Source organism: Plantactinospora sp. B6F1 (genome assembly GCF_040120695.1).
Taxonomy (GTDB): domain Bacteria; phylum Actinomycetota; class Actinomycetes; order Mycobacteriales; family Micromonosporaceae; genus Plantactinospora.
In genome coordinates this window covers 59,904-84,319 of sequence record NZ_JBEEAC010000021.1, presented here as the reverse complement: position 1 = coordinate 84,319, position 24,416 = coordinate 59,904, and the positions used below count along the sequence as shown (strand labels likewise).

Annotated in this window: 16 protein-coding genes; 11 read left to right on the top strand and 5 right to left on the bottom strand. The window is 71.3% G+C overall.

Going from position 1 to position 24,416, the window contains the following annotated elements:
• The first annotated feature begins 44 nt into the window (after positions 1-44).
• The 6 genes from ABNF97_RS23975 (at position 45) to ABNF97_RS23950 (ending at position 10,071) form a co-directional block, all read left to right on the top strand.
• The gene (locus tag ABNF97_RS23975) at positions 45-1,040 is read left to right on the top strand and encodes a LacI family DNA-binding transcriptional regulator (RefSeq protein WP_349339879.1); all 996 of its coding nucleotides are present in this window, start codon (positions 45-47) and stop codon (positions 1,038-1,040) included.
• A gap of 156 nt (positions 1,041-1,196) precedes the next feature.
• On the top strand, positions 1,197-2,492 hold the full coding sequence (locus ABNF97_RS23970; protein ID WP_349339878.1) for a glycoside hydrolase family 127 protein: 1,296 nt from the start codon (positions 1,197-1,199) through the stop codon (positions 2,490-2,492).
• A gap of 38 nt (positions 2,493-2,530) precedes the next feature.
• Entirely contained in the window at positions 2,531-4,057 is a 1,527-nt protein-coding gene (locus ABNF97_RS23965) for an alpha-N-arabinofuranosidase (protein WP_349339877.1), read from the top strand.
• Entirely contained in the window at positions 4,057-5,745 is a 1,689-nt protein-coding gene (locus tag ABNF97_RS23960) for a glycoside hydrolase family 43 protein (RefSeq protein ID WP_349339876.1), read from the top strand. Before ABNF97_RS23965 ends, ABNF97_RS23960 begins: the two co-directional genes overlap by 1 nt.
• The gene (locus ABNF97_RS23955; protein WP_349339875.1) at positions 5,738-7,423 is read left to right on the top strand and encodes a GH39 family glycosyl hydrolase; all 1,686 of its coding nucleotides are present in this window, start codon (positions 5,738-5,740) and stop codon (positions 7,421-7,423) included. Before ABNF97_RS23960 ends, ABNF97_RS23955 begins: the two co-directional genes overlap by 8 nt.
• 695 nt (positions 7,424-8,118) lie before the next feature.
• Positions 8,119-10,071 carry a RiPP maturation radical SAM C-methyltransferase gene (locus ABNF97_RS23950; protein ID WP_349339874.1) on the top strand — a complete coding sequence of 651 codons (1,953 nt, stop codon included), beginning with the start codon at positions 8,119-8,121 and terminating at the stop codon, positions 10,069-10,071.
• Here the strand turns inward: ABNF97_RS23950 and ABNF97_RS23945 are convergent.
• From ABNF97_RS23945 to ABNF97_RS23935, 4 genes are all read right to left on the bottom strand, one after another.
• Positions 10,046-10,393 (bottom strand): hypothetical protein, encoded by a 348-nt coding sequence (locus tag ABNF97_RS23945; RefSeq protein WP_349339873.1) that lies wholly within the window; start codon positions 10,391-10,393, stop codon positions 10,046-10,048. The genes ABNF97_RS23950 and ABNF97_RS23945 overlap by 26 nt on opposite strands.
• A complete protein-coding gene (locus ABNF97_RS34285; RefSeq protein ID WP_502930543.1) occupies positions 10,356-10,829 on the bottom strand; it encodes an aminotransferase class III-fold pyridoxal phosphate-dependent enzyme in 474 nt (157 codons plus the stop codon). Before ABNF97_RS34285 ends, ABNF97_RS23945 begins: the two co-directional genes overlap by 38 nt.
• 81 nt (positions 10,830-10,910) lie before the next feature.
• Positions 10,911-11,174 (bottom strand): phosphopantetheine-binding protein, encoded by a 264-nt coding sequence (locus ABNF97_RS23940; protein ID WP_349339872.1) that lies wholly within the window; start codon positions 11,172-11,174, stop codon positions 10,911-10,913.
• Positions 11,171-18,019, bottom strand: coding sequence for a non-ribosomal peptide synthetase (locus tag ABNF97_RS23935; RefSeq protein ID WP_349339871.1), 6,849 nt, complete (start codon positions 18,017-18,019; stop codon positions 11,171-11,173). The genes ABNF97_RS23940 and ABNF97_RS23935 overlap by 4 nt, the downstream gene beginning before the upstream one ends.
• 135 nt (positions 18,020-18,154) lie before the next feature.
• Here ABNF97_RS23935 and ABNF97_RS23930 point away from each other — a divergent pair, with 135 nt between their 5' ends.
• Genes ABNF97_RS23930 through fabG (ABNF97_RS23910) form a run of 5 tightly spaced genes read left to right on the top strand, consistent with a single transcriptional unit; the run spans position 18,155 to position 22,469 of the window.
• Complete coding sequence (locus ABNF97_RS23930; RefSeq protein WP_349339870.1) at positions 18,155-19,279, top strand: acyl-CoA dehydrogenase family protein; 1,125 nt, start codon at positions 18,155-18,157, stop codon at positions 19,277-19,279.
• On the top strand, positions 19,257-20,186 hold the full coding sequence (locus ABNF97_RS23925; protein WP_349339869.1) for an acyl-CoA dehydrogenase family protein: 930 nt from the start codon (positions 19,257-19,259) through the stop codon (positions 20,184-20,186). The genes ABNF97_RS23930 and ABNF97_RS23925 overlap by 23 nt, the downstream gene beginning before the upstream one ends.
• Positions 20,183-20,938 (top strand): 3-oxoacyl-ACP reductase FabG, encoded by a 756-nt coding sequence (gene fabG, locus ABNF97_RS23920; protein WP_349339868.1) that lies wholly within the window; start codon positions 20,183-20,185, stop codon positions 20,936-20,938. The genes ABNF97_RS23925 and fabG (ABNF97_RS23920) overlap by 4 nt, the downstream gene beginning before the upstream one ends.
• 27 nt (positions 20,939-20,965) lie before the next feature.
• On the top strand, positions 20,966-21,709 hold the full coding sequence (locus ABNF97_RS23915) for a glucose 1-dehydrogenase (RefSeq protein WP_349339867.1): 744 nt from the start codon (positions 20,966-20,968) through the stop codon (positions 21,707-21,709).
• Complete coding sequence (gene fabG, locus ABNF97_RS23910) at positions 21,696-22,469, top strand: 3-oxoacyl-ACP reductase FabG (RefSeq protein ID WP_349339866.1); 774 nt, start codon at positions 21,696-21,698, stop codon at positions 22,467-22,469. Before ABNF97_RS23915 ends, fabG (ABNF97_RS23910) begins: the two co-directional genes overlap by 14 nt.
• On the opposite strand, the gene ABNF97_RS23905 is transcribed toward fabG (ABNF97_RS23910), so the two are convergent.
• Positions 22,447-24,354, bottom strand: a complete 1,908-nt coding sequence (locus ABNF97_RS23905; RefSeq protein WP_349339865.1) for a B12-binding domain-containing radical SAM protein — start codon at positions 24,352-24,354, stop codon at positions 22,447-22,449. The two genes, fabG (ABNF97_RS23910) and ABNF97_RS23905, sit on opposite strands and share 23 nt — an antisense overlap.
• Positions 24,355-24,416 lie beyond the last annotated feature (62 nt).

Genomic DNA, 24,416 nt, shown 5'->3' with positions numbered 1-24,416 from the left:
GCTGAGCTGGCAGAACGTCGTGAAAAGGAGGATGCATGGTGAGGATGGCGGACGTCGCCCGTGAGGCGGGCGTGTCGGTCATGACCGTGTCGAACGTCCTCAACGAGCGCCTCCCGGTCGGCGAGCCGACGCGTGCCCGTGTCATGGCCGCCGTCGAGGCTCTGGGGTACGAGGTCAACCTGACCGCGCGACACCTGCGCGCGGGACGGACCGACACCGTCGCCTTCATCGTACCCAGCTTCCACGACTACTTCGGCGAGGTCGCCGACAAGATCGCGCCGCTGATCGAGGCCGAGGGGCGGCACCTCGTCCTTGAGCGGACGAGTGGCAGCCCGGAGCATGAGATGGCGGCGCTGAGCGTCGCGCGACTCCAGCTCTACGACGGCGTCCTGCTGTCCGTCGCCGGCCTCGACCGCGACCAGCTGGACCGCGTGCGCACGTCCAAGCCCATCGTGCTGCTCGGCGAGCGTGACGTGCCCGACCGCTTCAACCACGTGCGGCTGGCGAACGAAGAGGGCGCCCGCCTCGCGACGGCGCACATGATCGAGCACGGCTCGCGGCGCATCCTTGCGCTGGGCTGCACGTTCGACACCGCGCACATGATGACGTCGGACCGCCGCATTGGCTGGGAGCGCGCACTTCGCGATGCCGGCCTCGACGTCGACGCACGCTATGTGGTGCCCATCTCCGCCTACACGCCGGCGGCCGCACGCGATGCCGTGCTCGACGTCATCGCGTCCGGTCTGCCCTTCGACGGCGTCTTCGCCGTCACCGACGTCATCGCGCTCGGCGCCGTCGCGGCCCTGGCAGAGAGCGGGCTTCGTGTGCCCGTCGATGTCCAGCTCGCCGGGTTCGACAACCTCGACATGGCGAGCTTCGTCCCGCCCGGCCTCACCTCCGTCGACGCGAACCATGAAGGTGTCGCCGAGACGGCGGTGGGTCTGCTGCTCCGGCAGATGGCGGGCTGGACCGGCCCGGCCGAGCACGTCGTCGCGCCCGTCCGTCTCGTGGTGCGTGGCTCCACCCGCAGTGGCGCGTAGGGCCTGCGCTCGCGCGCGGAACGCCGCGCGCCGCTCTAGCCCGAATCGGTCGAAGGAGACCATGCTGTGAGCACCCCTGCGCGCACTTCCGCCTTGCGCGCCGTCCCCGCATCCCCGATCGCCGGGACGCGGCACCGGCCGCTGCCGATCCCGTCCGTGCGTCTTGTCGGTGGTCCGCTGGCAGCCTGGCAGCAGCGCAACGGCGAGGCCACCATCCCGCGCTGCATCGAGCAGCTGGAGGTCTCCGGTGTCCTCGACAACTTCCGCCGGCTCCTCGGGGAGTCGGACGCGGAGTTCCGCGGCCTCGTGTTCGCCGACTCCGACCTCTACAAGGTGATCGAGGCCGTCGCGTGGGAGATCGCCCGCACCCGCACGCGCGCGTTCGACTCATGGCTCGACGACGTCATCGCCCTGGTGGCGCGCGTGCAAGAGCCCTCCGGGTACGTGGACACGTGGAACGCGTTCGGGTCCCGCCATCGCGACGAGGCGTTCGGCGACGACTACGAGCTGCCGTCCGAGCGCGCCTACGCCGAGACGTGCGCCACCGTCGCCGACCTGCTGTGGACCTGGCGGATGCTCCTGGCCGACGGCGGCGCCGGCACCGCCCGGTACGCGGAGACCATCGAGCGAGAAGTTCACAACGCGCTCGCGGCCGCCGTGGACGCGACCGGCACCCGGTTCTTCTACGCCACCCCGCTGCAGCAGCGGCGCGACCACCACTCGGAGGAGAACGCGCCCCGCGAGCGGGCGCCCTGGTACGTGTGCGCCTGCTGCCCACCGAACATCGCCCGCACCGTCGCTCAGCTGAGCGCCTACGTCGCCACCGTCACCGATGGCGCGCTCTGGCTCCACCAGCTCGCGGATGCGGAGATCGACCTGCCCGCCGAGCTCGGGACGGGCACGGTCCGGATGGTCACGGGCTACCCCGCCGACGGGCGGGTCGAGATCCGCGTCGAGGGCGACGTCGTCCCCGGCGCCGAGCTGTCCGTGCGCATCCCCGGATGGTCGCCGCGCTCCACCGTGGTGGGCCCCGACGGCGCTCGCGAGCGCGACGGCGACGGGTACGCCCGGGTGCTGCTGGAGCCGGGCGCCCGCTACGTGCTCGACCTCAACCTGACGCCGCGGCTGACCACCGCCCATCACCGCGTCGACGCGCTGCGCGGAGCGGTGGCCGTCGAACGGGGACCAGTTGTCTACTGCGTCGAGCAGGCGGACCTGGATGCACCGTTCGACGTCGACGACCTCGCGGTCCTGCCCGTGCCGATCACCGTCGGCGAGCGCGACACGCTCGTCCTGAGGTGCCGCGTGATCAACGCCGCGGACGGCCTCTACGGCCCCGACGCCGCCACCGAGCTCGGCGACGAGCACACGGTGACAGCGATCCCGTTCTCGACCTGGGGCAACCGCGCCCCCGGCCCGATGCGGGTCTGGCTTCCGCGAGCTCCTCGCTGAGGCCTGCAATGACGGAACACGCAACTGATGGGAAGACAATGACGACGACCACGACCGCAGTGATCGACCTCGACCTGCCCGGCGCCACGATTAGCCGGCACGTGTACGGACACTTCGCCGAGCACCTGGGGCGCTGCATCTACGGCGGGTTCTGGGTGGGTGAGGACTCGCCGGTCGCGAACGTGCGGGGTATCCGCTCGGACGTGGTCGAGGCGTTGCGGGCGATCTCGATCCCGAACCTGCGCTGGCCGGGCGGCTGCTTCGCCGACGACTACCACTGGCGTGACGGCATCGGCCCGCGCGAGAGCCGCCCGCGAATGGTCAACTCGCACTGGGGCGACGTGGTGGAAAACAACGCGTTCGGCACGCACGAGTTCATGGACCTGTGCGAGCTGCTCGGTGCGGACCCGTACGTGTCGGGGAACGTGGGGTCCGGGTCGGTGGCGGAGATGTCGGACTGGGTGGAGTACCTGACCCGGGCGGACGACTCACCGATGGCGGCGCTGCGGCGGGCGAACGGGCGCGAGCAGCCGTGGCGGGTGCCGTTCTGGGGCCTGGGCAACGAGGCGTGGGGCTGCGGCGGCAACCTGCGCGCCGAGCAGTTCGCCTCGCTGGCCCGGCAGTACGCGACCTACACCCGCAACCACGGCGGCAACCTGCTGTACCGGATCGCGGCGGGCGCGAACGAGGCCGACCTGCACTGGACCGAGACGCTCCTGCGCTCGTTCGACGACCTGGCGGCGGACCCGGCCGGGTCGGCAGGCCCGTTCCAGGCTGTGTCGCTGCACTACTACACGATGGCCGGGTCGTGGTCGGACAAGGGCGACGCCACCGGGTTCAGCACCGACCAGTGGTACGTGACCATGGCCCGCGCCCGGCGCATGGAGGAGCTGCTCACCCGGCACTCCACGGTCATGGACCGCTACGACCCGCACCGCAAGGTCGGCCTGGTCGTGGACGAGTGGGGCACGTGGTGGAACGTGGAGAAGGGCACCAACCCCGGGTTCCTGTACCAGCAGAACACGCTGCGCGACGCCCTGGTCGCCTCCGTGCACCTCGACGCGTTCCACCGTCACGCCGAGCGCGTGGTCATGGCGAACATCGCCCAGACCGTCAACGTGCTGCAGGCCATGATCCTCACCGACCCCGACACCGGGGCGCTCGTGCTCACCCCGACGTACCACGTCTTCGCCATGAACACCGGCCACCACGACGCCGCCGCCCTCGCGGTGCACCTGCGCAACGTCGAGACTCGTGCCGTTGACGCGACCGAGCTGCCGCTGGTCTCGGCGTCCGCGTCGGTCAAGGGCGACACCGCCCTGGTCTCGCTGTCCAACCTCGACGCCGAGACGGACCGCACCCTCGTCCTGGACCTGCGCGGCCGCGATGTCGTCGGGCACACCGCGCGGGTGCTGACCGCCACCGCGCTCGACGCGCACAACACCCCCGAGCAGCTCGACGCCGTCGCCCCCAGCGACCATGCGGGCGTGCGCCCCCACCCCCGAGGGCTCGAGGTCGACCTGCCCGCCCACTCCTACGTCACCGTGGCGCTCGAGCTGCGCTGATGGACCGACCGAACCTGAACATCCGCGACGGCGGGGCGGGGGCAAACTTCACCAACCCTGTCATCTTCGCGGACGTGCCCGACCCGGACGTCGTCTTCGACGGCCGGTACTTCTACATGGTCAGCACGACGATGTACTTCGCACCGAGCGTGCCGATCATGCGCTCGAGCGACCTGGTGCACTGGTCCATCGTCGGGTATACTGCGGCGATCCTCGACGACGCGGACGCGCTGGCGCTGCGCAACGGCCAGGACGCGTACGGCCAGGGCAGCTGGGCAGCGAGCATCAGGTTCCATGACGGGACCTACTACGTGTCGGTCGGCAGCCTCACCACGCAGCAGACGTACGTCTACTCGACTCCCAACATCGAACGCGGGCCGTGGAGCAGGTCGGTGCTCGACGGGTACGCCCACGATCAGTCGCTGCTGTTCGACGGCGACGACGTCTGGCTTGTCTACGGTGGCGGGTCGATCGACCTGCGCAGGCTGCGGCGGCACGACGACGGGACCCTTGCGTGGGACGGCCCGGCGACGCGGCTCGTCGAGGACGCCAACGTCGACCAGACCAGCGGTCTGAACGCCGAGGGCGCTCACGCGTACAAAATCGGGGGCTACTACTACGTCTTCATGATCGAGTGGCCGTCGGGTGGCATCCGCCAGGAGGTGCTGTGGCGGTCGACGTCACTAACGCCGCAGTCGGCGGGCGGCGTGTGGGAGGGCCGAGTCGTGCTCAGCCAGGGCGTGACGGTCGGGGGCCGACCCGGAACCGGCGTGGCCCAGGGCGGAGTCGTCCAGACGTCCGATGGGCAGTGGTACGCCATGCTGTTCCAGGACGAGGGCCCGCTGGGTCGTTCGCCTCAGCTCGTTGGCGTGACCTGGGACGACGACGGGTGGCCGGTGTTCGCTCTCGATCCGCAAGCGCCCGCGGCGGCCGCACGGACGGCCGGTGCCGGGGCCGCCGTCGTCGCCTCGGACGACTTCGACAACCTCCTTGAGCGTGCGGGCCACTGGAACATGGCCAACGCGGACCTCCTGGCAGAGTCCGCCGAGAACGCATGGAACGGGTCGAACCTGGGGCTTCAGTGGCAGTGGAACCACAACCCGGACAACCGGTTCTGGTCGCTCACCGAGCGGCCCGGACACCTTCGGTTGACCACGGGCAGCGTCGCGTCGAGCATCCTCGATGCGCGCAACACGCTCACCCAACGCACGCTCGGACCCACGAGCTCCGGCGCCATCTCGCTGGACGTCTCGCACATGAAGGACGGGGACGTCGCAGGCATCTCCGCCTACCAGCGCAAGTACGGATACATCGCCGTGACGATGGAGAGCGGGACCAAGAGCCTGGTGATGCGCCGGGCAGGCGGCGACGGCGTCATCGCCTTCACCAGCGCACCGGTGCCGCTGCGGGCGGACGTCGTCTACCTGCGCGCGGACGTCGACTTCCGGGACGCCGTCGATACGGCGTCGTTCGCGTACTCGTACGACGGCAGCAACTGGACGTGGCTGGGCGACACCGTGCAGATGCAGTACGACCTCACGCACTTCACCGGGTACCGGTTCGCCCTCTTCAACTACGCCACTGCCGAGCCCGGGGGATACGTCGACGTGGACTGGTTCCGTGTCAGCGACACCACCGGGCTCGCAAACCCTACTCACCGACGGAGCGAAGGAACTCTCCATGACTGAGCAGGCGACGTCAGCCCTGCTGATCGACGGACAGGCACCCGCCGAGGTGCCGCTGCATCACGTGTGGAACGAGTGCGTCGGTGCTGGCCGCGCGAACGAGGCGTTGCGGGCGGACTGGCAGGCGCACTTCCGCGAAGCCGTCCAGGTGCTGGGCGCCCGGCACGTGCGCTTCCACGGCCTGTTCCACGACGACATGTTCGTCTACCGGACGGACAACGGCGGCGGCTTCGGCCCGAACCAGCCGCTGCCCGAGCCGGTCTACACGTTCGCGTATGTCGACAAGGTGTTCGACGCGATCCTCGACGCGGGCGCCCGCCCGTTCGTGGAGCTCGGGTTCATGCCGCGCCAGCTCGCCACCCAGACCGAGACGCTGTTCTGGTGGAAGGCACACTGCAGCCCGCCGAAGGAGATGGGCCGCTGGGTCGCGCTGGTCGACGCCACTGTGCGGCACTGGATCGAGCGGTACGGCATCGACGAGGTGCGGCAGTGGCCGTTCGAGGTGTGGAACGAGCCGAACCTCGTGCCGAACTTCTGGACCGGGACGCGCACCGAGTACTTCGAGCTGTACGAGGCCACGGCGCGCGCGATCAAAGCCATCGACCCCCGGCTGCGGGTCGGCGGCCCGTCGACGAGCGTGTTCGTCCCCGACGCCCGCTACTCCGGAGAGACCCACGACCCGTCGCTCGAGGTCGAGACCGCGGTGGCCACCGACCCCGACGCGCTCGACTGGCAGCCGGTGTGGATCCACGAGCTGATCGAGTACTGCGCGCAGCGCGGGCTGCCGATCGACTTCCTCTCCACCCACCTGTACCCGACCGACTACGCGGCGGACTCCCTGGGCAACGTCAGCGCGATCACGCGCCAGAAGGACGCCACGTACGTCGACCTGCAGGTCCTGCGCAATATCATCGAGAACAGCCCGTACCCGGACGCCGAGTTGCACATCACCGAGTGGTCGACCTCGCCGTCGAGTCGCGACGCGATCCACGACACGCTCTTCGCCGCCGCGTACATCGTCCGGGCGTTCCTCAAGGGCGCGCCGCTGGCCGACTCGATCTCCTACTGGACCTTCACCGACGTGTTCGAGGAGGGCGGCGGCGGCATCGGCCCCTTCCACGGAGGCTTCGGGTTCGTCAACGAGAACGGCCTGCACAAGCCGACGTTCCACGCGATGGTCATGCTCCACCGCCTCGGTGACCGCCTCCTGGCCGAGCTGCCCGACGGCGCCATCACCCGCTCGTCCGCGACAGGTGACGTGTCGGCCATCTTCTACAACTACCCCGCCGAGATGGGCACGACGGGGCTCGCGTCCCGCAACGGCTACGCCGAGACGCGAGCCCTCGCCGAGATGGGCCCCGAGCGCCGCGTCCGGCACCGGGTCGAAGGGCTGCGCCCGGGCACCGAGCTCACCGTGGAGATCCTCGACTGGGAGCACGGGAACGTCGCCGAGGCCTGGTACCAGATGGGCGCCCCGCTCAACATCACGCGGGAACAGACCGCCGAGCTGCGCCACGTCGCCGACGGCCTCCACCGCAGCACGCTGACCGTCGGCGACGACGGCGTCCTCGACATCGACCTCACGCTGCCCGCCTGGGCGGTCGCCTCGGTCGCGCCGACGCTCCCCGGCGGCCAGCGCCCGGATCGGGGGGTCGACGAGCCAGGCAGGATGAGGCCATGATCAGACTGCTCGTGCCCGAGCTCGAAGCGCGCCGGCACCTCATCGAGGGGTACGCGCAGTTCCCGGACGTCCCGGAGGACGTCACGAACCTTTGGAAGGCGCCGTTCGGGCCGCGCGTAGCAGGGCGTCGAACATGCGGATCGTGACCGGATAGGTCAATCGGAACACCATGACCACCGAAGTCCGCAGGGGCGAGGACCTGATCGGAGATTTCCAGGTTCGGCGCCAGGTGCTCGCGTACGCGGCCCAGCGAAACGGCCGGTTGCCAACGGCGGCCGCACCGGCACAGGCTTCTGATCCCGCTCGCCGTGAGTAAGATCCGGAAGTATGACGATGTCGTCGGCCGATATCCCCGCTGACTCCGCGTCGGACAGTGGTGGGTCCGGATCCGTCGCGACAGAGGAGATCGGGACAGCGATAGACGTGGTGGGACGGGCGTGGGCCGAGTTGCTCGGGGCCGCACCCAACGAGCCGGAGGAGGACTCCTTTTTCGCCGGTGGTGACCTCCCTCACGGCGGTACGACTGGTCGCGTCCATCCGCGACCTCAGCGGCGTGGCGCTGCCGTTTCGCGCTGTGTTCGGCAACTCCACCTACGGGGAGCTTGGCGACATCGTGGCGAAGATGCGGCGTGCCCGCCCCGACCAGAACCCCAGCAGATCCGACCGACGAGGACTCGGTCAGACAAGGAGTTCGTGTGTTGCGGGTAGCCCTGGTGAACATGCCGTTCGCCGCATGGAACCGACCATCATTCGCGCTCAGTCAACTCTCGGCTCTCATTCAACGCGACTTCCGGGACGAGGTCTCGGTCGACGTCCACTACCTGAACGTCGACTTCGCCGAATACCTCGGCGCTGCGACCTACGAGTCCATCTCGGAGCTTCTCGATCATCTGCACACCGGGGTGGGGGACTGGCTCTTCCGCGATCTCGCTTTTCCGGACGCCCCGGACAACACGGAGGAGTACTTCCGCCGTTTCTATCGGGGGGATCGGTGGGCGGAGTTCCGCAACCTCATCCTGGAGTGTCGCACCAGCCTTCCCGACGTCTGCGCCGACCTCATCACCAAGCACCGCCTCGACGAGGCCGACATCGTGGGATTCACCTCGATGTTCGCTCAGAACGGGCCGAGCATCGCGCTGGCGACGATGATCAAGCAGCGGAATCCGGGCGTCGTCACCATCATGGGAGGCGCGAACTGCGAGGCACCGATGGGCGGCGTTCTCGCCGCCCGAGTGCCGTCGCTCGACTACGTCTTCTCCGGTCCAGCGCTCGACACGTTCGCGACGTTCCTGAGGTACCGGATCGATTCCAGCCTGTCCGAGGTCGACTCCGTAAGGGGCATCCTGTCCCGGCGGAACTGCACGGACCCCAGATACCGGGACGCGATCGGCACCGGCCACGATATCGACGACTTCTTCCCACCCGACTACAGCGCGTTCCTGACGGCGCTGGCCGACCACCCCACCCTGGAGGCCACCAGCGCGGCCGAACCGACGCTGTTCTTCGAGACCTCCCGGGGCTGTTGGTGGGGGCAGCGTTCGCACTGTACGTTCTGCGGCCTCAACGGCCAGAGCATGAACTACCGCTCGATGGCGGCCCCGACCGCCCTGGAACAGTTCAACTGGCTCTTCACCTTCGCCCCCACCTGCGCGGCCTTCCACTGCACCGACAACGTCATGCCCCGGAACTACACCCGCGATGTGTTCCCGCACCTGACCCCGCCGCCGGGTGCGTACATCTACTACGAGGTGAAGCTGCCGCTCAGCCGCCAGGACATGGCGACGATGGCCAAGGCCGGTGTCACCACCGTCCAGCCGGGCATCGAGGCGCTGGCGACCTCCACGCTGAGGCTGATGGGCAAGGGCACCACCGTCTTCCAGAACCTGCAGTTCCTCAAGAACTGCCGCGAGTTCGGCATCGAGCCGGACTGGAACCTGCTCATCGGGTTCCCCGGCGAGCCGGAGTCGGTGTACGAGAAATACCGCGTCGACCTGCCGCTCCTCACGCATCTCTCGCCGCCGCACGGCGTCTATTTGGTGCGCTTCGACCGCTTCAGTCCGTACTTCAACCGCCGGCACGAATACGGACTCGACCTGCATCCGATGGACTACTACGGACTCACCTACCCCTTCGACGTCGATGATCTCGCCAGTCTCGCCTACTTCTTCGCCGATCACAGCATCGCGCCGTACCAGGTCGAGTCGGCGAAACACCACGGTGTGCTACGGGATCTCGTTGCGCGGTGGCGCGGTGCCTGGTCCGGGTCGACGGCGGGCCCGGCGCCGCGCGATCTGCGGCTCGTCGGCTCGGACGGCTGGCTGATCCACGACTCCCGGTCGGGTACCACGCACACCCACCGGGTCGACGACGCCACCGTGTGGCTCCTGCGCCGGCTGTCGTCGCCGACCCGGCCGGACCAACTCGCCGCGCAGTGGCCGGACGACCCTGCTGACCTCGACGTACGGCTGGCCTGGCTTCGCGACCACGGGATGATCTTCGTCGAGAACGATCGGATGCTCAGCCTCGTACTCGGAGCGCACGACGGCGGCGGCGACCAGCCGGGCGTCGAGGACGAGGAGACGACGGCCCAGGCGAGCCGAATCCGTTCGTTGCCGCTGCTGGTCAGTCCGCCGGTAGCGCGGACCTGACCGTACTCCTGGCGGCCACCGCGAGCTGCTCGGCCATCCCACGCAGACCGGGGCGGTTCGCGTGCAGCAGGGCGATGGTCAGGCCGCCGTATACGCGAATTTCTCGTCGGACAGCACCACCGCGGCGAGCGGCGCGTACCCGGAGGTCAGGCCCTTGCCGAGCAGGAGGATAGTCTGCGCCGAGGACGTGGCCGCCCTCGCCGACGATCGGCTCCACCACCACCGCGGCGACCCGCTCGGGCCCGTAGTCTTCGATGGTGCGCTCCAGGTCGCTGCGCGATCCGTCACCCATCGGCTCGAACGGGCCGGGCGCGTGGCGCACGTCCGGCAGCAGTGGCCGGCCTGCCGGTGGACGTAGGGCAGGCCGGTGAGCGCGCCGCCGGCGGCGCCGAGTCCGAGGAAGCCGCGCCACATGCCGAGCACCGCCGTCCGGTCCGGCTGGCCGGCCGCCCGGTGCAGGAGCCGGGACAGCAACACCGCGTCTCATTCGCCTGGGAGCCGTTGCTGCAGTATCGAACCTTGTTCAGGTGCCGCGGAAGGTGCGGGAGAAGGGCGTTGGCGGCCGTCACCGCGATCGCTGCCGGCCGCCCGTAGCCGATCAGAGTGGCGTACGGGAGCGCGTCGACCTGGCGCTTGATCGCTTCGGGGACGGCTGGGTGGTCGTAACCGAGGGTGACGTTCCACAGCCCGGACCGGGCGTCCAGGAACCACCGCCCGCCACTGTCGCGTATCCGAACGTCGCAGCCATCGGCCAGCATGACCGACGGGGACAGGGTCTTCCGGTACCGTTCATCGCCGGACTGTTCCACAACGGATAGTCCCCCGCATCGATCGCCGACTCAGCCCTTCTGCGCGACCAGTTCGTCAATCGCCTTGGCCAGTTCGACCGCGGTCGGGTTCTCGAAGATCAGCATGAGCGGCAGTTCGACCCCGAACTCCTCGCGCAGCTTGTAGATGGCCAGCGTGGCCGTCATCGAGTTGCCGCCGATGGCGAAGAAGTCTTCGTCGCCGTCGGTGCTGTCCCTCTTGAGGACGCCGGACCAGATACGCAGCACGATCTGCTCCGTACCGGCACCGGGGCCGGCGGTCGGTTCGGCGGTCATGATTGTCCTCCTGCGGCATTGTTGACATGGGTTGGTGTCTCCGGGCTCGCCAGGACGGTGTCCAGGAGCGCCCGGTAGTTCTCGGCGAACGCCGCGACCGTGGTCGCGTCGTACAGGTCGGTGCTGAACTCGACGGTGCCGTCGACCCGGTCGTCGCCGCGCACGATCGTGACATCGATATCGAACTTGGCTGTTCCGTTCTGGACCTCAACGGTCTCGGCCTCGATGCCCGGCAGGTCGAGCCCGCGCCCGCGGTCGTCACGCACCGAGAAAATTACCTGAAACAGCGGGGAATGACCCGGCCCGCGAGTCGGGTTGAGGTCCTCCACCACGGCCTCGAAGGGCACGTCCTGATGGGCGAAGGCGGCGAGCGTGACCTCCCGAACCCGGCGCAGCACGGCGGCGAACGCCGGGTCACCGCTCAGGTCGACCCGCAGCACCACGGTGTTGGCGAAGAATCCGATGAGCGGGTCGGCCTCCGGGCGCCGACGCCCGGACACCGGCGTCCCGATCGCCAGGTCGCTCGCCCCGCTTGCCGCAGCGAGCACGGTGAACAGCACGGTGGCCAGCACCATGAACTCGGTGACCCGCTGCTGCCGGGCGAACTCGGCGAGCCGGGTCGCCCCGGCCGCGGGCAGCACCGGGAAACACAGCCGGTCACCATGGCCGGACAGGCGACGGGGCCGTGACCGGTCGGGCGGCAGTGTCACCAGCGGGACCCCGGCCAACTGCCGGCGCCAGTAGGCCAGGTCGGATGGGCGGGTGGCGGGGACGATGTCACGGGCCTGGGCCGGCAGCGGCGGCAGCGGCCGGCCGAGGTAACCGGCGCGCAACTCGTCCCACAGCACGCCGACCGACCAGCCGTCGAACGCCGCGTGGTGCACGGTCAGCGCCAGCAGATGCTCACGGGGCGCGACGCGGACCAGACGCACCCGGATCAGCGGCCCGGTCGCGAGCGGGATCGGCTCGGCCGCGTCCGAGGCGGCCGCCTTCTCGGCGACCCGGCGGGCCTCGGCGAGCGGCCGGTCCGACGCGTCGTCGAGGACCGGCGCGACGCACTCCGGCTCGCGGACCCGCTGGACCGGCCCGTGCTCGTCGTCCAGGACGAAGGCCGAGCGCAGCACCTCGTGCCGCGTGACCGTCCGGGTCACCGCGGCGCGGAGTGCCTCGACATCGAGTTCGCCGGTCAGACGGACGACCAGTGGCACGTTGTAGGCGGGCACACCGGGCCGTAACTGGTCTAGGAACCACAGCGCGCGCTGGCCGGGCGTCAGCGGCGCCGGGCGGCCGTCGGGGGCACGTGCCACCGCGGGCCCGGCCGGGGCCGAGTCGGTGTGCCGCCGGTCGAGTTCGGCCGCGAGTTCGGCCACGGTCGGATGCCGGAACACCGTGATCAGCGGCAGCTCCACTCCGAACAACTTGCCGACCAGGGCGGCCATCCGTGTCGCCAGCAGCGAGTTGCCGCCGAGGGCGAAGAAGTCGTCGAGGGCACCCACCCGCCCGCAGCCGAGGACCCGCGACCACACCTCGGCCACGCGGATCTCGGCCCCGGTGCGCGGCGGCAGGTGTTCTGCCGCCCGGTCGACGTCCTGCCCGCGGCGGCGCAGCGCCTCGCGGTCCACCTTGCCGCTGGCCGTCAGCGGCAGCGCGTCGGTGCGGACCCAGGCGGTCGGCACCATGAAGGACGGCAGCCGTTCCCGCAGGTGGGCAGCCAGCACCGCCGGCTCCTCGGTCGTCACCACGTGCGCGACAAGCTCGGTCGTGATCCCGCCGCCACGGGGAAGGACGAAGGAGTCGTGCACGGCCGGATGCCGGTTCAGCTCGGCCACGATCTCGCCCGGCTCGATCCGGAATCCGCGCATCTTGAGCTGGTCGTCGACCCGGCCGAGGAACTCCAGCACGCCATCCGTGGTCCACCGGACGAGGTCGCCGGTCCGGTAGAGCCGCGTGCCGGGCGCACCGAACGGATCCGCGACGAAACGTTCGGCCGTCCGGCCCGGCTGCCCATGGTAGCCGCGCGCCAGGCCGGCGCCTCCGATGTACAGCTCACCGGCGATGCCGGCCGGCACGTGCCGCAGCCGCCCGTCCAACACGTGGACGCGGGTGCCACCGATCGGCCGTCCGATCGGTATCGAGGTCGCGTCGGTGGTGGCGGCCACCGGGTGGATGGTGGCGAACGTCGTGGTCTCGGTCGGGCCGTACCCGTTGACGATGAGCATGTGCGGATGCGCGGCCGCGAGCCGTCGGATGTGTGGGGCGGACAACGCCTCACCGCCGGTGATCAGCAGCCGCAGTGGAGCCAGAGCGGCCGGGACGGTGTCGACGACGAGGTTGGTGAGCGCCGCGGTGAGCCACAGCACGCTCACCGCCTCGCGGCGCAGCAGCTCGCCCAGCCCTTTCGGGTCGACCGCGCCGGGCGGGTGGACCACCAGTCGGCCGCCAAGGCTGAGCGGCGCCCAAACCTCCAGTGTGGACGCGTCGAACGCCACCGGCGCGAGCATCAGGAACGTGTCCTCGGCGCCGACCCGTAGCCGGTCCAGACCGCGCACCAGCCGGGTCACCGCGCGGTGCGGCACCGCCACGCCCTTGGGCCGGCCGGTGGAGCCGGAGGTGTACATCAGGTAGGCGAGGTCATCCGGGTCGGGCCGGACCGGTGGAGCGTCCGGGAGGAGGCCTGGCTCCTCCGGGGGCGGCTCGTCGAGCAGGATCTGGGGCGTCCCGTCGGGCAGCGTGCCGGCCAGTGACCGCTCCGTGACCACCACCGCCGCGCCGCTGTCGGTCAGCATGAATCCGACCCGGGCCGGCGGGTAGGTCGGCTCGATCGGCACGTAGGCGGCGCCCGACTTCAGGACGGCCAGCAGCGTGACGACCAGGTCCGCGCCCCGGTCCAGGAAGACACCGACCCGGCAGCCCGGGCCGGCCCCGTCCCGGTGCAGCCGGTGGGCCAGCCGGTTCGCCGCGGCGTCGAGTTCGCCGTAGGTCAGCGTGCACCCTGCGTCCACCACGGCGACGGCGTCCGGTCGGGCCGCGGCGTGCGCCGCGACCAGCACGTCCACCGTCGGCGCGGCGACATCTCCGGGACCGCTACCGGCGACGAGCAGCTCGTCGCGCTCGGCGGCGGAGAGCAGATCGAGCCGGGAGATCCGCTGGTCCGGCCGGGCCAGCCCGTCGGCCAGCAGCGTGCGGTAGTGCCCGGCCACCCGGGCTGCGGTCGACCGGTCGAACAGGGCGGTCCGGTAGACGAGGCTGCCGGTGAGTCGGCCGTCGACGCCCTCCTGGACCACCAGGGACAGGTCGAACTGGCTGGCCGGGGCGGCGACCGGTACCCCTCGGGTGCGCAGGCCGGTCAGCCGCAGGCGGGCGCCCGGCTCCTCATAGCTCTGGAAGGTGACCTGGAAGAGCGGGTTGCGGCCCAGGTCGCGCGCCGGTTCGAGGTGCTCCACCAGCCGCTCGAACGGAAGCTCCTGGTGCGCGAACGCCGACAGCGTGGTGTCCTTGACCGCGTCGAGCAGGTTGCGGAATGTGGGGTCGGCCGTGCAGTCCTGGCGCAGCACCACCATGTTCGCGACGAACCCGACGGTCCGGTCGAGTTCCGGACGGGTGCGGTTGGCGACCGGCGTGCCGATGACCACGTCGCCGGTACGCGAGTATCGGGCGAGCAACGCCACGAATCCGGTGAGCAGCGTGACGAACAGCGTGGTGCCCGCCTCGCGGCTGATCGCCCGGGCCCGCTCGGTCACCTCCGCCGCCACCTCGAAGCGCACGGTGTCGCCGCCGTGGCATGGAACCGTCGGCCGGGGACGGTCCAGCGGCAGCTCGATGGTGGGCGGGAGGCCGGCGAGTCGTTCGCGCCAGTAGGCCAGCTGGTCGTCCAGCGCGCCGCTGGCCAGCCGTTCCCGTTCCCACCAGGCGAAGTCGGCGTACCGCGCGTCCGGCGCCGGGAGGGCCGCGTCGGCCGCCGGGTATTCGTGGCTGAGCTCCTCGAAGAGCACCTCGGTCGACCGGGCGTCCGAGGCCAGGTGGTGGGCCACCAGGCAGAGCACGTGCTCGTGGGCGCCGAGCCGGATCAGGGTGACCCGCATCAGCCGCCCGGCGCCCAGGTCGAACGGCCGGGACCACAGCTCGCGCAGCACCTCCGGCAGCCGGTCGACGTCGGCCAGCTCGACCTGCTCCCAGTCCAACGAGCCGGCGGGATCCAACCGCAGCGAGGGGATCCCGTCCTGGACGGTGATCCGCGTGCGCAGCATCTCGTGCCGGCGGACCAGCGACTCGCCCGCCCGCCGCAGCGCCCGCGGGTCGAGTGGCCCGAGCAGGAGGTGGGCCTCCAGCACGTGGAAGGCCGCCGGGTCGGCGCCGAGCCGGTCGAGGAACCAGAGGCCGCGCTGCCCGGCCGACAGCGGCACCTCGGCCCCGTCCGGGGCCCGGACCAGACGGCTGGTGTCCGCACCCGCGCCGACCAGCGTGGACAACGTCGCCGGTGTCGGATCGCGCAGGAACCGTAGGACAGGCACATCGACCCCGAGCTCCTGGCGTACGCGATTCAGCAGGCGGATGACCTGCAGGCTTGTACCGCCGGCGGCGAAGAAGTTGGCGGTTTCGGCCGGCTCCGGCAGCGGCTGTCGCAGGCACTCCTCGAACAACCGTAGGACGATGGCGGCGATGCCGTGGGCCGGCTCGGCCGTCGACGGCGCGGCGGCCGGCGCGGGGAAGGCCGACGCCAGCGCAGTCCGGTCGATCTTCCCGTTGGCGTTGACCGGGATCGCGGCGACCTGGACGAGCCGGCCCGGCACCATGTAGCCGGGCAGGCGCTCGCCGAGGTGGCGGCGCAGCGCGGCCGGGTCCAGCGGTCGGTCGGCCACCAGGTAGGCGGAGAGCCGTTCGTCGGCGAGGTCGGCCACGGCCCGGCGGACGCCCGGGTGCGCAGCCAGCGCGGCCTCGATCTCGCCCAGCTCGACCCGCTGGCCGTGCACCTTGGCCTGGCGGTCGCGGCGGCCCACGAAGATCAACTCGCCGGCCCCGTCCTGGCGGACCAGGTCGCCGGTGCGGTAGAGCCGGACGCCGGGCGGCCCGAACGGGTCGGCGACGAACGCCGCCGCGGTCGCGGCCGGATCGCCCAGGTATCCGCGGGCCAGTCCGGCACCGCCCAGATAGAGTTCGCCGATCGCGCCTAGCGGCACCGGCCGTAACCGGCTGTCGAGTACGTGGGCCCGGTGCTGGTCGACGGGCCGGCCGATCGGCGGCGCGGACCGCAGCTCGGCGGGACAGTCGTGGTAGATGACGCCGATGGTCGCCTCGGTCGGTCCGTACCCGTTGACGACCCGCCGCCGCGGGGTCCGCCAGCGGGCTACCAGCGACGCCGGGAACGCCTCACCGCCCACCGAGGCGATGCGCAGATCCGGGAAGCGGTCGGCATCCATCGACTCCATCAGGGCCGGTGGCAACTCGGCCACGGTGATCCGGTCGCGTTCGAGCGCACGCGACAACTCCTCGAGGGAGAGCCGCTGCGCATCGCCGACCGGCCAGACCGAGGCGCCGGTGAGCAGCGCGGTGAACACCTCCTGCACCCACACGTCGAAGCCGGGGGAGGCGTACTGCAGGATGCGGTCCGCCGGCGTCAGGGCGAAGAGCCGGGCCATCGCCCGCACGAAGTTGACGACTGGGGCGTGGGGCACAATCACGCCCTTGGGCGTACCGGTGCTGCCGGAGGTGTGGATGACGTAGGCCGCGTTGCCCGCGTAGACCGGCCCGGCCGGTCGGGCGTCGGCGGCGGCGGCGATCGGCCCCGCCTCGGTGTCGAGGTCGACCACCGGCCGGCCGGCCAGGTGCGCGGCCAGCCGGCCGTCGGTGATGGTGGTCTTCACAGTGGCCCGGTCGAGCAGCGCCGAGACCCGGGCGGGCGGAGTGTCCGGGTCGAGTGGGACCCAGGCCGCGCCGGCGTAGAGCACGCCGAGGCAGGCGATCACCCAGCGGGGGTCGCCACGGCTGATCAGTACGCCGATCCGGTCCTCGGGGCCGGCCGCGACCGTGGCGCGCAGGTGCTGACCCAGCCGGCGGGCCTCGGTGGCCAGCCGGGCGTAGCTGAGCGGGCCGACGGCCGGGCGGTCGGGGTGGCGGGCGGCGGTCGCCTCGAACAGGTCCACCAGCGTGACCCCGTCGGGCGGCTGCGTGGCACCGGTCCACGGCGGCACCTCGCTCGGCCCGGGCAGTGGCACCTCGAAAACCGGGGTGTCGGGCGGTTGATCGAGGGTGCGGGCGCAGTGGCGTAAAAACCGGGCGACGGTGTCGTGGTCGTGCCGGTCAGATTCGAACTCGGCGGTCAGCCGGCCGGCGGCCGGGAGCGCCTCGATGACCAGGCCGTCGACGATCCCGTCGTCGAGCAGGTCGCCGGGCGTCCGCAGCCGCACGGTCACCGGCCGGGGGGCCGCATCGAGTGCCGGGGGCACGTGGGTCAGCCGGGCGGCGATCGTGGCCAGTGTGTCGCCCCGCTCGATCGTCACGTCCAGCGCGCCGCGCAGGGCGCGGCCGCCGGTGCGGCGGATCAGCCCGATCGCGACTCGCGGCCACCCGGTGTACCGGCCCAGCGTGGAGACCACCGCCGCCAGCAGCGGACCGGGATCGGTGTCGGCGGGAACCACCGTCACGCAGCGCACCCGGCGCGGTGGCGGCGCGGGGCCGGTCGCGGTCGCCTCGGGAAAGCGGGTGGGTTGCTCTGCCGTCGTGGCCGCGCCGGTGTGGCCGGGCGCCGACGGCGCGGCGATGGCGTGGATCCGGCGGAGGAACGCATCGCGCCTGGTCGCCAGCGAGTCGCGCGCAGGTGACGCCGCCCGCTCGATGACGCGAGACATCCCGCCCGGTCTCCTCCCCGCGGAAGACAACGCGTGGAGTCTAGCCCGCCGCTCCGGCCACCATCTACCCCCGCAAATATTTGCATTATTGCTATACTCCGCAGGCGACGTCGACGGGGAACAGGCGGTGGCGCAATGGATTTCGGCCCCACGGCCTCGGACGTGGAGTTCCGCGACCGAGTCCGCGCCGTCCTCGCAGCGCCGGAGGCGATCGAGCTTCTCGCCGGTTTCGCCCATGCCGAGCCCGGTGAGCGCGACGAGCGGCCGCTCTATCGGTTCCTTGGCGCGGCGGGCCTGCTAGCCCCGCACTGGCCCCGACGCTACGGCGGCGGTGGTGGCGACGCGCGGTGCGGCGCCATCGCCGTCGAGGAGCTGGTGCGGGCCGGCGTCCCGGACACCCTGCTGGTCAACAGCATCTTGACGGTGGGGCAGTTGATCCTGTCATGCGGCCGCGACGACCAGCGCGACGACCTGCTGCCGCGGCTCGCGCGCGGTGAGATCTTCGCCAGCGTCCTCTACACCGAGCCCGGGGCCGGCTCCGACCTCGGCGCCCTGACCACGGCCGCCGAGCCAGTGTCCGACGGATTCCGCATCACCGGCAGCAAGGCGTTCAACCTGAGTGAACGCTGCGACGTCGGGCTGTGCGCGGTCCGCACCTCGCCCGCCTCGACGCGGTACGGCGGTCTCAGCCTCTTCCTGGTCGACCTCCGCGCGCCGGGCGTCCGGATCGAACGGATGCCGAGCCTGCCCGACGAGCAGTTCACCCTCGTCCACCTCGACGGTGTCGCGGTCGGCCGGGCTGCCCTGATCGGCGAACTCGACGACGGGTTCGCCCTGCTGACCCGCGCGCTCGCCTTCGAGCGCACCGGCTTCGACTTCGCGCTGCGCGCCGCCCGCTGGTTCGACCTGGCCGGTAGGGCCACCCCCGACGATCCCGACGAACTGGAGCGGACCGGACGCTACGGCGCCAGGGTGGCCGCCGCCCGGCTACTGGCCTGGCAGGCCTCGCTGGCCGCAGCGGGCGGCGACGCCGACCCGACGCGGGCTCCGGTCGCCAAGTGGTACGGCAGCGAACTCGCCGCCACGGTGGCGAGGTGGGCGCTGTCGCGGCACGGCCTCGACGACGACGGACGGCTTCCGGCCGACGTCGACCGGGCCTACCGGGAGGCGCCGGGCCTGACGCTGGCCGGCGGCACCTCCGAGATGATGCTGCGCACGTTGGCCGAGCAGTTGACCGATGCCGTGGCAGCGGAAGGCTGACATGGACCTCGAACTCGACGCGGATCAGCTGGCCCTCGGCCGGGCGGTGGGCGGGGAACTGGATCGGTGCGGCGATGCCGCGCACCCGGGCCCGGTCCACAATTGCCTGACCGGCCTCCAGGTGTACGCGCTGGAGGCCCCGGCCGCAGCCGGCGGCCTGGAGCTGGGGCTGGGGTACGCCGTCGTGGTCTGCGACGAGCTGGGCCGCCGGGCCGCGCCGGACGGGTACCGCGCCGCCGCGCTCCTCGTCGACCTACTCGGCGCCGACGACGCGGCGCCCACCGGGGACCGGTGCGCGGAGGTCGCCGCCGGCACGGTGCGGGTGACGCTGTCGGGCGGCGCCGACGACGCCGACGTGATGGTGGCGGTGGACGGCGCGGGCAGGTTGCGGGCGGTGCACCGGCGATCGGGCTCCCTCTGGGCCGAGGTCGCCGGCACCGGCCCGGCCGGCCCGCCGACCCGCCCGCTGCACCGGGCCCGGGTGCGACAGGCCGCCTACCTGTGCGGGTTGGCGGCCCGGGCGCATCGGCTGGCGGTCGAGCGGGCGGCCGAGCGCCACCAGTTCGGGCAGGCCCTGCTGAGCCACCAGGCGATCGCCTTCCCGCTGGCCCGGCAGCTCGCGCACCTGAGAGCCGCGCGGTTGCTGGTGCACGAGGCGGCCTGGCGAGCCGACACCGGGGCACCGGCCGCGCTGGCCACCACCCGCGCGCTGGCCTACGCGAGTGAGCTGGCCCTCGAGATCACGGCCGCAGCGGTGCACGTGCACGGCGCGTTCGGCCTGACCGGATCGGCGCCGGTCCACCGGTACTACCGGGCGGCGGCCGTGGAAGCGCTGCGGTTCGGTCGGCCGGCCGAGCTGTGGCGTGCCGCCGGCCGGTGGGAGCGGTCGGCAGAGGAGACGGCATGAGCACAGCAGCGAGGATCGCGGTGGTGACCGGTGGTGGGCGCGGCATCGGTGCCGCGACCGCGGTCCGGCTGGCCGAGGACGGACACACGGTGGCCGTCGTGGACCGCGACGCCGAGGCGTGCGCGGATGTCGCGGCGCGGATCGCCGCAGCCGGTGGGCGGGCACTCGGGATCGCCGCCGACGTCAGCGATCACGGGGACGTCACGGCCGCGGTCGCCCGGATAGCGGACGAACTCGGCCCGCCGGTCATCCTGGTCAACAACGCGGGCCTGACCCGGGACGCGCCGATCGAAGAGTTGACCGAGGACGACTGGGACCAGGTGATGGCGACCAACCTGCGCAGCGCCTTTCTCGTCACCCGCGAGGTCCGCCCGCACCTCGACCGGTGGGGCCGGATCGTCAACATCTCCAGCATGGCCGCGCTTGGCACCCGCAACCAGGCGAACTACTGCGCGGCCAAGGCCGGCATCCAGGGCCTGACCAAGGCGCTGGCCCTGGAACTCGGCCCCGAGGGCATCACGGTCAACGCGGTGGCTCCCGGGTACATCGCGACGGAGCTGACCGCGACGAACGCGGCCAACCTCGGGGTCAGCATCGACAAACTGCAACGCGTGGTGGCCGCGCAGACGCCGCTGCGCCGGGTCGGCCAGCCCGAGGACATCGCCTGCACCGTCGCGTTCCTGGTCAGTGAGGGGGCGGGCTTCATCACCGGGCAGGTGATCGCGGTCTCCGGCGGCCTGATGCCGGGCTGAGCAGCCGAAGCGGGAGTGGTGGAGCGGATGAATGGGGTCCTCAGCGGACAGACGGCGCTGATCACGGGCGGCTCACGGGGCATCGGGCGAGCCGTCGTGCGACGGCTGGCCCGGGACGGCGCCGCGGTTGCCTTCAGCTACCGCACCCGTGAGCATCTGGCCGACCAGCTCGTCGCCGAACTCACCGAGGCGGGCGCCTGGGCCTGCGCGATCCGCGTCGATCTGGCCGACCCGGCCGCTGTCCGTGGCCTGTTCGCCGCGGCAGAGGAGCGCCTGGGCGGCCTGGACGTGCTGGTCAACAACGCGGGGGAAACGCTGGTCGCGAGCATCACCGACAGCACCGAGGAGGATTTCGACCGTCTGATGGCGGTGAACGTCAAGGCGGCGTTCTTTCTGATCCAGGAGGCGGCCCGTCGGATGCGCCGGGGCGGCCGCATCGTGAACATTTCCTCGACCAACACCGTGCTCCACGCGCCCGGCATCGCCCTCTACGCGGCGAGCAAGGCGGCCCTCGAGCAGTTCACCCTGGTCGCCGCGCGGGAGCTGTCGTTGCGGAGGATTACCGTCAACACGGTCTCGCCGGGCCCGGTGGACACCGACATGCTGCGCGCCTCGCAGCCGGTGGAGGCGCTGGACATGGCCGCCGCGATGACGCCGCTACGCCGGCTGGGTCAACCGGCCGACGTGGCCGATGTGGTCGCGTTCCTGGTCGGGCCGGACGCCCGCTGGCTGACCGGGCAGAACCTGCGAGCCGCCGGTGGCCTGGCCTGACGCCGGCCCGCAGCGGGTCGCGATCGTCACCGGCGCGGCCCGGGGAATCGGCGCCGCGACCGCCGCGCGGCTGGCGGCCGACGGCCTCGCGGTGGCGGTCCTCGACCTCGACGCGGCCGGATGCGCCCACGTCGTCGCCGACATCACGGCGCGCGGTGGCCGGGCGCTGCCGGCGCCGGCCGACGTGACGGACCCGGTCCAGGTGCGCGCCGTCGTCGCTGCCGTCGCCGAGCGGCTCGGGCCACCCACCGTCGTGGTCAACAACGCCGGAGTGATCCGGGACGGCCCGCTGGCCGAGATGACCGACGGCGACTGGGACGTCGTCCACGCGGTCAACCTGCGCGCGGCGTACCTGATGTGTCGGGAGGTCCGTCCCTACCTGGTGGCCGGTACGGGCGGCCGGATCGTCGCCCTGTCCAGCGTGGCCGCCGTCCTGGGCAACCGCGACCAGGCGAACTACGCGGCAGCGAAGGCCGGCGTGCTGGGGCTGGTGCGCGGGCTCGCCCAGGAGCTCGGGCCGTTCGGGGTGACCGTGAACGCGGTCGGTCCGGGCTACATCGCGACCGAGATGACGCGGGCGACCGCCGGCCGGCTCGGCGTCGACTTCGCGGAGCTGCAACGGATGGTCGCGGCGCAGACGCCCGTCCGCCGCGTGGGCCGGCCGGAGGACGTTGCGCACGCCGTCGCGTTCCTGGTGAGCCCGGACGCCGGCTACATCACCGGCGAGGTGCTGCACGTCAACGGCGGAGTGTTTCGCTGAGCGTCGCGGCCAGCGTCCACTCCGGCAGCATTTCCCGCAGGTGCAGCGTCATGCCCTGGCAGTAGGAGATGTTGTCGTCGAGCGTGCGGTGCCGCAGGTAGGGCAGCTTGTGGCGGACAGGGTGGCGCAGCAGCAGCGGCCCGTCGACGGTCCGGCCGCCCATGTCGAGCTCGCTGAGCAGGCTGCCGACCAGCTCCGGCGCGCTGACCTCGAACCCGTCGTCGCGGGGACGCACGTCCAGCTCGGTGAACGGGTAGTCGGGCATGGCCGGCGTTTCCCGGTAGATGTACGGGCGGGCCAGGAGGTCCAGCTCGAACATGGCGCGAGCGTCGGGGTCGGCCCAGAACGGCTGCGTGCGTACGAAGTCGGTCAGCAGCCGGGTGAAGTGGTCGCGTTCCGCGTGCAGCGTCATGTGCGCCAGCCGACCGCCGTTGAGCAGGTAGTAGTTGCCCAGCCCGTGCACCGACTCGTCGATGAAGCGGCAGATCGGCGAGTCCGCCACCCGCCCGGCGAAGTACCGGGCAGCCTCGGCGTAGAGGTCTCCAAAGCTGATCCGGCCGCTGCGGTCCAGGTGATTGGCCAAGTAGTAGAGGCCGCGGAGGCTGTACAGCGCGTGGACCGCATAGTAGAGGGCGGATCCCTCGTGGTAGTCGTCCTCGGTGACCCACCTGGTCCCGACCACGATGTCCGCCTCGGCCACGACGTCGTCCACCCGGCGCAGCCTGATCCCGTAGCGCTCCCGGTTCTCGTATATCGGGGTGTTGTGCAGCAGCATCTGCGGATACACCAGAATGGTGTCGGCCCGGGCACGGGCGAGCGCGGTGATGCCCTCGCGGAACGACGCAACGGTCTCGCCGGGCAGCGGCCAGATCATCTCGATGTACGAGCTGATGTTCTGCTCGCGCAGCGTGCGTTGCAGGGCGGTGTAGGTCTCGGCGCGGATGTTGCTGCGGTCGATGAGCTTCAGCACGCCGGAGTCCATCGTCTGCAGCGAGATCGGCTGGCTGGTCAGCATGCCGCCCTGGACCAGCAGCTTGGTGATCTCGGCAACCCGGTCGGGCTTGTTCTTGGCCGCGTTCATCGAGATCACCATCGGGAACCCGGTGCGCTCGCGGCACGCGAGCATGTGCCGGGTGAACTCGACGTCGCGCGGGGCCATGCCCCAGTTGGCGTCGGCGAGGAAGATCGTCACGCAGCCGGTCTCGCTCATCCACGTGATGTCGTCCAGCACCCGCTCGGTCTCGAACCGATTGACCTTCGCGTTGGTGGCCGCGCCCCAGAAACAGAACCCGCAGTTGTACGGGCAGCCGCGGTTGGTCTCCAGGATCGCGAACGTGTACTTTCCCGGCTCGTAGATCCCGCTGGTGTACGGCGACGGGATCTCGGTGAGGTCCTTGATGCGCTCGGGCCGTTCGGTGGTGACCAGCTCGTCGTCACGCCAGAAGCTGATTCCCGGTACCGCGGACAGGTCCGGCTCGTCGTTCAGCAGCTCCCGCAGGTAACGCTGGAACGTCTTCTCGCCCTCGCCGTTGCAGACGACCACGTTGGGCAGCCGATCGGGCGCGTACTCGTGGGCGTGGCTCATCACCTGTGGGCCGCCCAGGATGCACCGGGCGTCCGGCCGGCGCGCGAGCAACTCGGCGAGCAGCCAGCGGACCAGGCCCATGTTCCATACGTAGCAGCTGAAGCCGTAGACGTCGCTGTCCTGGGCGACGAGATCGGCGAGCACCGCGTCCCTGTCGAGGGTCACCGGACCGTCGTAGATCCGGAACTCGTAGCCCGCGTCGACCTGGGCATCGAGCCGGGCGTAGCCGCACAGGTAGCCAGAGGCCAAGGGAACGATCTTCTCGAACGCCGTCAGCTCGACCAGCGTGACCGTCTTCATCGCCTGTTCTCCCGCCCCCGTCGGCCGGTCTCCGAAGCCCTTACGTTAGCGGGCGTCGATGA